Source organism: Streptomyces pyxinicus (assembly GCF_024753135.1).
Classification (GTDB): domain Bacteria; phylum Actinomycetota; class Actinomycetes; order Streptomycetales; family Streptomycetaceae; genus Streptomyces; species Streptomyces pyxinicus.
The window spans coordinates 188,185-200,700 of record NZ_JANUGP010000005.1; the positions used below are offsets into that span (position 1 = coordinate 188,185).

General features: G+C 71.4%; 13 protein-coding genes and 1 pseudogene. 5 read left to right on the forward strand and 9 right to left on the reverse strand.

Features of this window, described 5'->3' with window-relative positions:
- Positions 1-15 precede the first annotated feature (15 nt).
- The 3 genes from NX794_RS09325 to NX794_RS09335 all read left to right on the forward strand — a co-directional run bounded on the left by NX794_RS09325 (position 16) and on the right by NX794_RS09335 (position 2,163).
- Complete coding sequence (locus NX794_RS09325; RefSeq protein ID WP_258777932.1) at positions 16-783, forward strand: metal ABC transporter ATP-binding protein; 768 nt, start codon at positions 16-18, stop codon at positions 781-783.
- On the forward strand, positions 783-1,685 hold the full coding sequence (locus NX794_RS09330; protein ID WP_258777808.1) for a metal ABC transporter permease: 903 nt from the start codon (positions 783-785) through the stop codon (positions 1,683-1,685). The genes NX794_RS09325 and NX794_RS09330 overlap by 1 nt, the downstream gene beginning before the upstream one ends.
- A 61-nt stretch (positions 1,686-1,746) precedes the next feature.
- Positions 1,747-2,163, forward strand: coding sequence for a Fur family transcriptional regulator (locus tag NX794_RS09335; protein ID WP_258777809.1), 417 nt, complete (start codon positions 1,747-1,749; stop codon positions 2,161-2,163).
- Between the two features lie 19 nt (positions 2,164-2,182).
- Here the strand turns inward: NX794_RS09335 and NX794_RS09340 are convergent, their stop codons facing one another.
- From NX794_RS09340 to NX794_RS09375, 8 genes are all read right to left on the reverse strand, one after another.
- The gene (locus tag NX794_RS09340; protein WP_258777810.1) at positions 2,183-2,719 is read right to left on the reverse strand and encodes a YcxB family protein; all 537 of its coding nucleotides are present in this window, start codon (positions 2,717-2,719) and stop codon (positions 2,183-2,185) included.
- Between the two features lie 84 nt (positions 2,720-2,803).
- Entirely contained in the window at positions 2,804-3,919 is a 1,116-nt protein-coding gene (locus NX794_RS09345) for an alpha/beta hydrolase family protein (RefSeq protein WP_258777811.1), read from the reverse strand.
- On the reverse strand, positions 3,916-5,502 hold the full coding sequence (gene mhpA / locus NX794_RS09350) for a bifunctional 3-(3-hydroxy-phenyl)propionate/3-hydroxycinnamic acid hydroxylase MhpA (protein WP_258777812.1): 1,587 nt from the start codon (positions 5,500-5,502) through the stop codon (positions 3,916-3,918). Before mhpA ends, NX794_RS09345 begins: the two co-directional genes overlap by 4 nt.
- A gap of 347 nt (positions 5,503-5,849) precedes the next feature.
- Positions 5,850-7,214 carry an SNG1 family protein gene (locus NX794_RS09355; protein ID WP_258777814.1) on the reverse strand — a complete coding sequence of 455 codons (1,365 nt, stop codon included), beginning with the start codon at positions 7,212-7,214 and terminating at the stop codon, positions 5,850-5,852.
- Between the two features lie 224 nt (positions 7,215-7,438).
- A complete protein-coding gene (locus NX794_RS09360) occupies positions 7,439-7,894 on the reverse strand; it encodes a MarR family winged helix-turn-helix transcriptional regulator (protein WP_258777816.1) in 456 nt (151 codons plus the stop codon).
- Between the two features lie 27 nt (positions 7,895-7,921).
- Positions 7,922-8,782, reverse strand: a complete 861-nt coding sequence (locus tag NX794_RS09365) for an isoprenyl transferase (protein WP_258777818.1) — start codon at positions 8,780-8,782, stop codon at positions 7,922-7,924.
- Positions 8,783-8,818: 36 nt separating this feature from the next.
- Positions 8,819-9,568, reverse strand: coding sequence for a DNA repair protein RecO (recO, locus tag NX794_RS09370; RefSeq protein ID WP_258777819.1), 750 nt, complete (start codon positions 9,566-9,568; stop codon positions 8,819-8,821).
- A gap of 74 nt (positions 9,569-9,642) precedes the next feature.
- Positions 9,643-9,858, reverse strand: a complete 216-nt coding sequence (locus NX794_RS09375; protein WP_258777820.1) for a hypothetical protein — start codon at positions 9,856-9,858, stop codon at positions 9,643-9,645.
- Between the two features lie 339 nt (positions 9,859-10,197).
- On the opposite strand from NX794_RS09375, the gene NX794_RS09385 reads away from it, so the two are divergent.
- Positions 10,198-11,031, forward strand: a complete 834-nt coding sequence (locus NX794_RS09385; RefSeq protein ID WP_258777822.1) for a helix-turn-helix domain-containing protein — start codon at positions 10,198-10,200, stop codon at positions 11,029-11,031.
- On the forward strand, positions 11,013-11,291 hold the full coding sequence (locus NX794_RS09390) for a DUF397 domain-containing protein (protein WP_258777823.1): 279 nt from the start codon (positions 11,013-11,015) through the stop codon (positions 11,289-11,291). The genes NX794_RS09385 and NX794_RS09390 overlap by 19 nt, the downstream gene beginning before the upstream one ends.
- A gap of 452 nt (positions 11,292-11,743) precedes the next feature.
- Here the strand turns inward: NX794_RS09390 and NX794_RS09395 are convergent.
- A pseudogene (locus tag NX794_RS09395) lies at positions 11,744-12,367 on the reverse strand (protein-L-isoaspartate O-methyltransferase family protein); the annotation flags it as partial.
- Positions 12,368-12,516 lie beyond the last annotated feature (149 nt).

The window sequence follows — 12,516 nt, forward strand, 5'->3', positions numbered from 1 at the left end:
ACGGAGGGCACGATCATGGGCGAGCCCGTCATATCCCTGCGCCAGGTGACCGCCGAACTCGGCGCGCGTCCCGTCCTGCGCGGCATCGATCTCACCGTCGGCCGCGGCGAGGTCGTCGCGCTGCTCGGCGCCAACGGCTCCGGCAAGTCGACGGCCGTCCGCACGATCATCGGCCAGGTGCCGGTGACCTCGGGCACCGTAGAGCTGTTCGGCACCCCCCGCCGCTCCTTCCGCGACTGGGCGCGCGTCGGCTACGTACCGCAGCGCACCACCGCGGCCGGCGGGGTCCCGGCGACCGTCACCGAGATCGTGTCCTCCGGCCGGCTGGCCCGCACCCGCTTCGGCGTCTTCCGCAGGGCCGACCGGGAGGCCGTACGGGGGGCCCTGGAGCTGGTGGGCATGGCCGACCGCGCCAAGGACTCGGTGACCGCGCTCTCCGGCGGCCAGCACCAGCGGGTGCTGATCGCCCGCGCGCTGGTCGCCGAACCCGAACTGCTGATCATGGACGAGCCGATGGCGGGCGTCGACCTGGCCAGCCAGGAGGTGCTGGCGCGCACGCTGGAGCAGCAGGTCGCGGCCGGTACGACGGTCCTGCTGGTGCTGCACGAACTGGGCCCCCTGGAGCCGCTGATCGACCGGGCGGTCGTCCTGCGCGACGGCTGCGTCCTGCACGACGGCCCGCCCCCGCGCGCCGTCGGCCAGCACGCGCTGCCCGGCCACGACCACGTACACCCGCACGCGCCGACGGGCGCCGAACCGATCCGCACGGGACTGCTGAGCTGATGGAATTCCTGAACTACGCCTTCATGCAACGGGCGTTGCTGGCCGCCGTGCTGGTCGGCATCACCGCGCCCGCCGTCGGCATCTACCTGGTCCAGCGCCGCCAGGCCCTGATGGGCGACGGCATCGGACACGTGGCCATGACCGGCGTCGGCCTCGGCTTCCTGCTCTCCACCTCCCCGGTGTGGATGGCGACGGCCGTCTCGGTCGTCGGCGCGGTCCTGATGGAGCTGATCCGCTGGTACGGCAGGACGCGCGGCGACATCGCCCTCGCCATGCTCTTCTACGGCGGTATGGCAGGCGGCGTGATGCTGATCAACCTGGCGCCGGGCGGCTCCAACGCCAACCTGACCTCGTACCTGTTCGGCTCCCTCTCCACGGTGTCCGAGTCCGACGTGACGGCGATCTGCGTGCTGGCCGCGTTCGTGCTGCTCGTCACGCTGGGCCTGCGCCGCCAGCTCTTCGCCGTCAGCCAGGACGAGGAGTTCGCCCGGGTCACCGGCCTGCCGGTGCGCGCCCTGAACCTGCTGACGGCGGTCACGGCGGCGGTGACGGTCACGGTCGCGATGCGCGTGGTCGGCCTGCTCCTGGTCTCCGCCCTGATGGTGGTGCCCGTGGCGGCGGCCCAGCAGCTCACCCGGAGTTTCGCGGCGACCTTCGCGATCGCCGTGGCGCTCGGGGTGGCGGTGACCGTCGGCGGCACCGTCACGTCGTACTACCAGGACGTACCGCCCGGCGCGACGATCGTCCTGCTGACCATCGCCGCGTTCGTCGCGCTCACGGCCGCGGCCACCCCGCTGGCCCGCCGACGCGCCCGTACGGCGGCCTCGGCACGGTCCGCCGGAGACCCGGCGGAGTGCTCGATTCCGGCCACCCGGGGAGCCGGGGACGAGGCCGGCGTCTGACCGCGCCCCGACCGGGCTGGCAGAATGGCCCGGGCAGACGCCAGACGTGAGGAGACAACCGGTGACGACCGCTGGACCGCCCGTGAAGGGCCGCTCGACCCGGCAGCGGGCAGCCGTGGCGGCGGCCCTGGACGAGGTCGACGAGTTCCGCAGCGCGCAGGAACTGCACGACATGCTCAAGCACAAGGGCGACTCGGTCGGCCTGACCACGGTCTACCGCACCCTCCAGTCCCTCGCCGACGCCGGCGAGGTGGACGTCCTGCGCACCTCCGAGGGCGAGTCCGTCTACCGCCGCTGCTCCTCCGAGGAACACCACCACCACCTGGTCTGCCGCGCCTGCGGCAAGGCCGTCGAGGTCGAGGGCCCGGCGGTGGAGAAGTGGGCCGAGGCGATCGCGGCGGAACACGGCTACGTGAACGTGGCCCACACCGTGGAGATCTTCGGCACCTGCGCGGACTGCGCGGCGAACGCGTCGTAACCCTCAAGACCCGCCGGCGCTAGCAGCGGGTGAGGTGGCGGTCCAGGATCTCCCGCAGCCGTCCCTCGTCCGCCGCGTCGGCGAGCCCGGACTTGGGGAGCATCGTGAAGCCGGTGGCGTTCTTGTCGTCGCTCAGCAGGACGAACACCCGGGGCGTCTCCCGGTAGCGGGGCTGCGCGGCCCAGTCGACGGAGGCGGTGGTGTGCTCGGTGACGACGGAGACCCCCTCCTCCGTCACCGTCACCCGGAACTCGCCCTGCCGTTCCGCGAGCCGCATGAAGGCGCGGGCCTGCAACCACGGGGCGAGCGGCACGATGACGGCCACCGCGGCCGCTCCCGCCAGCAGGCCCGGTGACAGCGAGTCCGCGCCGCTCGCGACGGCCAGCACTTCCCCGACGACGATCAACCCGACGGCGACCGGCGACCACCACTGCACCCACCCGGCCCGGCTCACCCGCAACCGGGCCCGCAGAGCCGAGGTGAGGTCGGCCACCTCCGGCCGGTATCTCAGTTCCACCACGTCCCGCACGGCATCCCGCCCCCTGTTCATGTCCATGACCATGAGGCGGGATCGTACCCGGGACGACCGCCCGGTGGATCATCACCCGGGACCTCTGCGGGAGGGCTTCGTGGGCCCGCGTCAGGCGGCGGTGCCGTTCTTCGGGATGCCCAGCCGGTCGGCGAACCAGTCGCCGGCGAGGGTGTGCTTCTCGTAGGTGTGGTTGTAGAGGCAGTGGTCGCCGTCCGGCCATTCGACGAGCGTGCGGTCCGCGGAGCCCGCGTGGTCGTGCAGGCGGCGCGCGCTGTCGACGAGGAAGACGCGGTCGGGTGTGCCGTGCAGGACCAGCAGCGGGCAGGCGAGTTGGGACAGCAGCCCGGGTGACAGGACCAGCCGGCGCAGCGCCGCGACCGCGGGGGCGGGTTCCCGGGTGCCGTAGAGGAGCTGGACCTTGGAGGCGAACCGCGGGTAGCGGTCGAGTAGCTCGGCGGGGCGGTCGGTGCCTCCGGTCACGCAGACCGCGTCGACGCGGGGGTCGCGTGCAGCCGTACGGGCGGCGAGGTAGCCGCCGAAACTGTTGCCCCAGACGCCGACGCGGTCGCCGAGCAGGGGGTGCTCGCGCGCGTAGGTGACGAAGCGGCCCAGTGCGGCTACGACGTCGTCGGGATCGTCGGGACGCATGTGCAGGCCGCCGAAGAGTCTCGTCTCGCCCTGGCCGGGGCCGTCGAGGAGGAGGACGGCCAGGCCGCGCCGGACCAACTCCCGTGCCGCCGTGTCGTATTCCTCGCGCCAGCCGTCGAATCCCCCGAACAGCAGGACGGTCGGCGGTCGGCGTACTCCTGCGGGGCGGTGCAGCCAGGCGGTCAGCGTGCCGCCGCGGTGCGGGAGGGCGACGTGCTCCAGTGGCGGGTCGGCGAGGGCGCCGGCGGCGCCGTAGGTGTCGATCAGCTGCCGGTACATGGCCCGCTTGCGCGGATCGGAGTCGGGCAGGGGGACCTGGCCGAAGCGGTAGCACGCGGAGGCTCGCCGGAACCAGCCGAGCGCGGAGTGCCGGTGGCCCGCGGCCAGCGCCGTGCGGGCCCTCCTGGTGTTGTCCGCGCCCAGTGCTGCCGCCGCGTCGGCCCAGTCGGTGCCGGTGTCGACCACGGTGTACAGGGCGGTGGCGTCCGCGTGGTCCATGCCGTTTCCGATGAGGCGCTGCCAGGGCATGGCGCGTTTGTGCGCCGCCGCGGCCTTGCGCCACAGGGGCTCGCTCACGAGGCCACCAGGCCGACGCGGTCGCGGAGTTCGTGGACCAGGGACGGCAGGTCCTGACGGGCGCGGGCGGTGCCGAAGACGTAGAAGTCGGGGCGGATCAGCACGGCTTCGGCGTCGATGGCGTCGAACCAGCGGCTGTAGGTGAGGTCCAGGTCGACGGCTGCCTGAGATGAGCGCACGCCGGCCGGGGTGACGTGCGCGTGCCGCACGCCCAGGGCGGCCAGCGTGGCGCGCTGGGTGTCGTCGAGGATCGACAGGGTGTCCGCGCGGCGGGTCAGCAGGGTCCATCCGCCGCCGAGGACGTCGTCGGCCAGGCCGGTCCGGCCGGAGCGGGCCAGCCGGCCCTGGACGCCGAGGCGCCCCACGACGTCGGTGCTCGCCCCGCCCGCCAGCACGCCGGAGGTCAGCCAGGGGAACGGCGGGGGTGGCGGCACCCGTCCGGACAGGAACGCCTCGTCCCTGGCGGCGGCCTGGTCCGGGTCGGTGAGGCACACGACCTTGCCCAGCTCGATGGCCGTGCGGATGATCCGCTCCACGTGCGGGCGGCGTTCCTCGGTGTAGGTGTCGAGGAGGGTGTCGGGTGCCCGGCCGCGCAGCACCAGGTCCAGTTTCCAGGACAGGTTCGCCGCGTCGCGCACCCCGGCGCACATGCCCTGCCCGAGAAAGGGCGGCATCAGATGGCCGGCGTCTCCGGTCAGCAGGACCCGGCGGTCGCGGAAGGACCGCGCCAGCAGGGACCGGAAGGTGTACACGGTGCTGCGAATGACGTCGGCGTTCTCCGGCGTCACCCCCCAGCGGGACAGCAGCTCGAAGGCGCGTGCCCGCGTGGTCATCTCCTCGGGGCGCTCGCCGGGCAGGAGCATGAACTCCCAGCGGGCGTGCTCGCGTCCCAGCCACCGGAACGGGGAGGCGGGGCGGGCGGGATCGCAGATCTGACCGGCTTCCGGCATGTCGATGACCAGGTCCGGATCGTGCGGGCGGACATCGAGGACGAGCCAGTCCTCGGCGAAGCCGAAGTCCTCCCAGTCGATGCCCGCGGCGGTGCGGGTGAAGGAGGCCGCGCCGTCCGCGCCGATCACCCACCGGGCGGTGACGGTGCGCTCCGCGCCCGTCGGCAGCCAGGTGCCGCCTTCGGCGACGCCCTGGCGCAGGGTGATCTCGACGTGGCCGGCGTGCTGGATGAGGGCGACCGCCTCCCAGCCCTGGTGCACCGCCACGCCGGGCTGCCGGGCGACGGCGGCCCGCAGGGCGTCCTCCAGGTACGGCTGGTACATGAGGTAGTCCGACTTCCAGCCCGAGGGGGTCGGCGCGTCCCAGTCCATGTGCAGCAGCAGCTTGCCCTCGCCGTTGAACCAGTCGTAGCGGGGGACCGGGATGGCCCGGCGCTCGAACTCCTCGGCCACGCCCAGTCCTTGGAAGACGCGCATGATCTCGTGGTCCACGTGACCGGCGCGGGGCAGTGGATAGACGGAGGGCCAGCGTTCGAAGACACCGACGGTGTGGCCGGCCCGCCCCAGCAGCGCGGCACCGACCTGCCCGACCGGGCCGAACCCGATCTGCACGACATCGAAATCGGGTTCCACCGGGACCTCCGGAGTGGCACCTGTGGCACACAGGCGGATGGACGAGACGGCCGGCCTCGACGCCGACAGTGACCTGATTATTGAGTCACCTGTCCTGCATGACAAGAGTCCGGACCACCACAACCGGACAGCGGGGCCGTAACGGCGGACGGCGTGGCCGTACCGCGACTTCCGGTACGGCCACGCCCTTCTCTCGCGGTCCGCTCATCGCCGCGAGAGGCGGCTCGCCGGTGCGGTCCCGTCCCCACGGGCTCCGGCGGGCCGGCCGCGTCCACTACGGGACGCGGCGTCCTGCCCCCGCCCGCCCGTCCGGGAACCCGGAGGAGCGGACAGAGAGGTCAGGGAGATCAGGGAGCGGGCAGGGGATCACCGTCGGCGCTTCCCCGGTGGCGCCCTTCGGCGTCGTGGCCGGGTGCGCCGTGCTGCTCACGGTGGAGGAAGGCCCGCAGCCGCTCCAGGTGGTGCGGGTGCATCCGGTGCAGGCCCTTGCGGTCGTAGAACGAGGTGATCGTGAGCCCGGCGAGCAGGCTGACCGCCACTCCGACGCAGAGGGTGACCAGGGCCCGGCCGAGACCGGCGTCGGACTGGGCGTCGTAGTAGATGATGGCCCGCACTCCGTCCGCGATGGCCCGCAGGGGTTCGAAGGAGGCCAGGGCCCGCCAGAACGGGGGCATGACCTGGAGCGGAATGGCACCGCCCGAGGTCGGGACGGCCGCGGCGACGAAGATCAGCAGCGCGGCCACGATGCCCGGCGACCCCAGGGCGGCGATGACCGTCAGGGCGCCGATGCCGACCGCGGAGACGGACAGGACGCCGAAGAGCCACAACAGGGCCGAGTGCGGCAGGTCGAGGTGGACGGCGAAGGTGGCCACCGCCAGGATGACCGACGACAGGACCGTCGCGATGCCGACCATGACCGCGTACTTCGCCAGCAGCGTCTGCAGCCGGCTGATGGGCTGCGGCAGCGCGGTCATGCGCTTGGGCCCGAACTCCGTCGCCGCGAAACCCAGGTTGGCGTCGGTCATGGCATGGATCAGGTTGGTGCTGAGGAAGCCGCCGACCGTCAGCAGCAGGGCGTAGAAGAAGGCCGTCATGCCGTTGCCGGTCCGCTCACCGAGCGGTGCGCCGGGCTGCTCCCGCACCACGACGGGATCGCCGAGCAGGACCCGGTTGGCCGGCGACACCGCGTGTCCGGCCTTCCGCGCCTGCTCCACGAGGGCACCGGCGGCGTGTGCCGATGCCGCCGTGGCGGCCTTGCGGGCTGTCGCCGTACCGATCGAGGTGGACATCGCGCCGCCACCGCGGTTGGTGAGGACGGTCACGGCGGGCTTGACCGGATGCGGGCCGGTCAGGCTGAGCATCCTGGCGCTGTAGTCCTTCGGGAGCACGATCGCGGTCCACAGTTTGTTCCGCCCGATCTGCCGCTTCACCTCGGCCAGGGAGGAGTACGTCTTCCACTCCACCTTCCGGGGGTGCTGCGGCTGCGCGGTGATGCCGGTGACGACCCGCGCGCCCAGGTTCAGCGTGCCGCCGCCGGCCTTCGCCCCGGCGTCCAGGCTCACGATGCCGATCGGGGCGTCCCGCATGTCGGCACCGGGATCGGCCACGCTCCCGGTGAACAGAACCGTGATCAGGCCCAGCGCCACCGCGAGCAGCGCTCCGGGAATGAGCCAGACCTTCCGGCTGCGCAGAACATGCAGAGCGGAACTCATGGCTGGAGGCGGGGAAGGTGTTTGCATGGGGAACCGTCTCATCGAGCCAACAAAGCACATACGACTATACCTATAGCACTATGGGTATTTCCAGCCGTGCTGGTCTCACGGGACGGCGATGCGGGTTGGGCAGGCCTAACGGGCCCCCGCGCGCGGCACGCGAGGGCGCGGCTCAGGCAGGGGGCTGAGGCAGGGGGCTCGGGCAGGAGCCTCAGGCAGGGGGCTCAGGCAGGAGAGGACAAGGCGCGGACCAGGTCCATCAGGTCCGGCAGGGCCTCGGTGATGCGGGCCACGGCGGCCGGATCGAGGCGGTCCAGGGCGTCGCCGATCGCGCGGTGCAGGCTGTCGTTGACCTCCGCGCCGGCGGCGAGGCTCCGCTCGCTGGGGTGGAGTTCCGCGGCGCGGCGGTCGTGCTCGCTGCGGCGCCGGTCGAGCAGGCCGTCGCGTTGCAGGCGGGTGACCAGGGTGCTGACGTTGTTCGGCTGCATGCGAAGCGCCTCCGCGACGCCCCGCACGCTGATCCCGGGCTGGCTGGCCACCAGGCGCAGCACCTCGACCTGGGCGAGAGGGCGGGCCGTCTCACCGGAGGGCGGCGTCTGACGCTGCAACAGGGCCCGGTGCAGGGTCCAGGTCAGACGCACCAGCTCGGCCGGGAGCCCTTCGGCGGAAATATCACTCACCCGCCCACTTTACCTCTAGCCGTAGAGTCAGGCCTCCTGCTCGCCCTCCGGGTCACCCTCCGAACCGCCCTCCACGGCCGGCAGCTCCTCGTTCGGGATGGCCCCGCCGAAGCGGCGGTCCCGGGAGGCGAACTCGACGCAGGCCCGCCACAGGTCGCGGCGGTCGAAGTCGGGCCACAGCACGTCCTGGAAGACCATCTCGGCGTACGCGCTCTGCCACAGCAGGTAGTTGGAGGTGCGCTGCTCGCCGCTGGGCCGCAGGAACAGGTCGACGTCCGGCATGTCCGGGTAGTACAGGTACTTCGCGAGGGTCTTCTCGGTGACCTTCGACGGGTCGAGCCGGCCCGCCTTCACGTCCTCGGCGAGCGCCTGCGCCGCGTCGGCGATCTCGGCCCGGCCGCCGTAGTTCATGCAGAAGTACAGGGTCAGCAGGTCGTTGTCCTTGGTCTGCTCCTGGGCGACCTGGAGTTCCTTGGCGACCGACTTCCACAGCTTGGGCATCCGGCCCACCCACCGCACCCGGATACCGAGTTCGTCGAGCTGGTCGCGGGTCTTGCGGATGAAGTCGCGGTTGAAGTTCATGAGGAAGCGGACCTCGTCGGGCGAGCGCTTCCAGTTCTCGGTGGAGAAGGCGTACAGCGAGATGTTGCGCACGCCGATCTCGATGGAGCCCTGGAGCACGTCGAGCACCCGCTCGGCGCCCACCTTGTGCCCCTCGGTGCGCGGCAGCCCGCGGTCCTTGGCCCAGCGTCCGTTGCCGTCCATGACGATCGCCACGTGGTTCGGGACCAGCTCGCCGGGCAGCTTCGGCGGCCGGGCGCCCGAGGGGTGCGGCTCCGGCGCCGTGTACTCGCGCCGCCGGCGCCCGAGGATCCCGCGTACCACCATGTTCTTCTCGTCTCTCTTCGCGATGCGCGCGTTGCGCTACGACTTCTCGACGTACCGGAGCGAGCGCAGTCCCCGCTCCAGATGCCAGTGCAGATAGGCGGAGACCAGACCGCTGCCCTCACGGACATGCCGCGCCTCGCTCGCGTCCGCCGTCTCCCAGTCTCCCGTAAGCAGCGCCCCGAGCAGCACCAGGGTCTGCGGAGACGGTACGACACTGCCGGGCACCCGGCAGTCGACGCAGACGGAGCCCCCGGAGGCGACCGAGAAGAAGCGGTTCGGACCGGGCATTCCGCACCGGGCGCAGTCGCCGAAGCTGGGCGCGTAGCCGTTCACGGCGAGGGAGCGCAACAGGAACGCGTCCAGCACGAGATGCGGCGCGTGCTCACCGCGGGCGAGGGTGCGCAGGGCACCCACGAGCAGCAGGTACTGCTGGACGGCGGGCTCGCCCTCGTGGTCGGTGAACCGCTCGGCGGTCTCCAGCATGGCGGTACCGGCGGTGTAGCGGCCGTAGTCGGCGACGATTCCGCCGCCGTACGGCGCGATGGTCTCGCTCTGTGTGCACAGCGGCAGCCCGCGCCCGATCAGCTCGCCCCCGCGCGCGAAGAACTGCACGTCCACGTGGGAGAACGGCTCCAGCCGGGCCCCGAACTTCGACTTGGTCCGCCGCACGCCCCGCGCCACGGCCCGCACCCGCCCGTGCCCGCGGGTGAGCAACGTGATGATCCGGTCCGCCTCACCCAGCTTCTGGGTGCGCAGCACGATGCCGTCGTCGCGGAACAGACTCATGGCCCCATTCTCGCGCACCGGGGCGAGTGGCCGGGCTCACTCGCCCGGCCCGGTGCCTACGACCGCCGTCGTCTCTAGGGCACCTCGCCCCGGCTGCGGGCGTTGACGTAGGCCGTCTCCGCGCTGATGCGCTCGGTGGGGGTGGCGGTACGGACCTCGGCGGGCTCGGCGTCCCACTCCCGGCCGCCGCCGTAGGGCCGTAGCTGGACGTACGGCCCCTCGTGCCCCATCACGATGCCGACCCGCCCGCTCCCGGTGTCCACGACATGGCTGCCGACGGGCGGCTTCACCGGTCCGTCCCCGCGAGCGCCACCGCCAGCCGCCGTGCGGTCTCGACGGAGCAGCGTCCCAATTCGACCAGCGGACACGGTGCCTCCCTGGCGAGACTCACCGGGTCCAGCCCGAGTGACGGCAGTACGAGCCCGGCCTTTGCGAGAGCCGATCGCAATTCCTCCAACGTCTCCTCCGCCTCTTCGACACACAGCGCCGAGTGTGTGGTCCGTCGCGTTCCCACCCTGCTCCCCTTTCTTTTCGACTTTCACGCTTCGCACATCAAGGGTGACGCTCCGCGTCTATGCTTGGCAGCAATCTGCGCCCTACAAGTGCGGGGCAGAGTAAGGGGGTTGGGTATGGCCAATGGTTCACGGCAAGCGGTCTGGGAGTTCTTCGGCACCGAACTCAAACGGCGGCGGGAGGATGCGGGGATCACCCAGGTGGAGCTGGGTGCGCGGGTCTTCGTCTCCGGCGCGTACATCGGACAGTTCGAGCAGGCGATCAGGAAGCCTCAGTTGGATATCGCCCAGCGGATCGACGAAGTCCTGCAAACCGACGGTATTTTCGAGCGGTTGTGCAGAAAGCTCATCGACGATCAGCGGTACGCGGAGTACTTCGCGGAGGTTGTGGAACTGGAGCGGGTGGCGACGCGGATCTGCGAGTTCGCGCCCACGGCAGTCCCGGGTCTCTTGCAAACGGCGACGTACGCCGAGGCCGTGACAATTGCCGCCAACCCCTTCGTCACCGACGAGTACGTCAAGGACATCGTCACGGCTCGCGTGGAACGCGCGAACATCCTGCGGGACGCTACAAGGCCCGAGTATTGGGTGATCCTGCACGAGAACGTGCTGCGTGTCCCCGTGGGCGACCCTGCCGCCATGGCCGCCCAACTGACCCACATCGCCGAGCTGTTGCGGCAGCGCACGGTATGGGTGACGGTGATCCCGTACGGAGCAGGTGCACACGCGTCCATGAGCGGGGCGCTGAAGCTGATGGACTTCGAGGACGCCCCGCCGGTCGCGTATACAGAGACCTCGTTTTCGGGGACGCTGTTGGACCATCCGGCTGTGGTGAAGCGAGCACAGCGCGCATACGATCTCCTGAGGGTCGCCGCGCTGTCGCCGGAGGCGTCCCGAGCCCTGATCGAGTCGACGGCTGAGGACTACAGACGATGCACGAGTACGACCTGAGCAACGCCATCTGGTTCAAGAGCACTTACAGCAATGGCGAGGGCGGCGACTGCGTCGAGGTGGCATACGAGTTCCCCGGAGCCGCCCGTTGGCGGAAGAGCACCTACAGCAACGGCGAGGGCGGCAACTGTGTCGAAGTAGCCGACGGAGTCCCCGGTGTCGTACCCGTCCGGGACAGCAAGGTGGACGCCGGCCCCGTGCTGGTGATCGGGTCGGCCGCGTGGACGGAGTTCGTCGGGGCTGTGGGTTCCCAGCGCTGACGGACGCCGTCGGCACCCTCGTGCCAGACGTACTGCTCGCTGGGGGTTCTGGTGATGCCGAAGTCGTAGAGCGACGGCCGGCCCGCACTGCCCCAGCGCAGCCACCCCTCGGAGACCTCGTCGGCAAGGCGCCGGGGACCGCCCTGCACGGCGACCCCGTCCGTGAGCACAGCCCAGGACGCGCGACCGTCATGGAGCTGGGCCGTAGCCCCGTCACCCGACCGCCGTACGGTGATCCGGACATCAGGCGACAGCACGCGCAGGGCGAAGAGCAAGTTGCCGTCGCCCAACTCCCCGACAGGGAACGGAAATGACCCCTCGGTCTCAACGCCCCCGTCGCGCGGGATCTGCCCCCACTCCACCCCCTGGTCGACACCTCGGCTGGGCATGAAGGTCGCGAGCCCCTGTACCCAGCCCGAGGCGGACTGCCCGTCGTCGGCGACGGTGAGCGCGACATGGCCGAGCCGCCCCCAAGGGGTGACGATGCGCCCACCGGGCCGGGCCTGCGCGACCCACGCCCAGGGCACGACGTCCACGGCGTAGGTGGCGATGACCCGGTCATACGGAGCCCCGTCGGCCCACCCCGCAGCCCCGTCACCGGTGTGCACGTCAACACCGAGCCGAGCGGAATCCAAACGCCCCCGCGCATCGGCGGCAAGCCCCGCATCGACCTCCACACTGACCACACACCCGACCCCCGCCCGCGCGGCGAGCAACGCGGCGTTCCAGCCGGAACCGGTGCCGAGTTCGAGCACCCGGTCCCCGGGGCGGAGCGTGAGGGAGTCGAGCATGTCGGCGACAACGGACCCGCACGAAAGACTGGACGAGGGCAGCCCGTCCAAGACCTGGGTCACGGTCGATTCGTAGGGCCCGCCGTAGACGGCCGCCGCCCAACGACGGGGCTCCGCACCCCGCTCCACACCCACCCACGCGCGCCCGTCCCAGACCCACACCACATCGGGCGCGAACCGATGCCGAGGCACCTGCCCCACCATCACCGCCCGCACCCACGCCGAGACCTCCGGCCAACATCCGGAGGCCTCCATGCGCTCCTCCCAGTCACGGGCCTCCCGCATGCACGTACCTCCGCAACACGACCGACACCGGCACCGATCGTCAGGCACACAGCCACCCGCCCACCACCGCCACTTTTCGGCCGTCACATCAAGCCTCACCCGCCGACTCACACCCCTTGAACCCAGCAGACGAGGCGAACTGCTCCCCC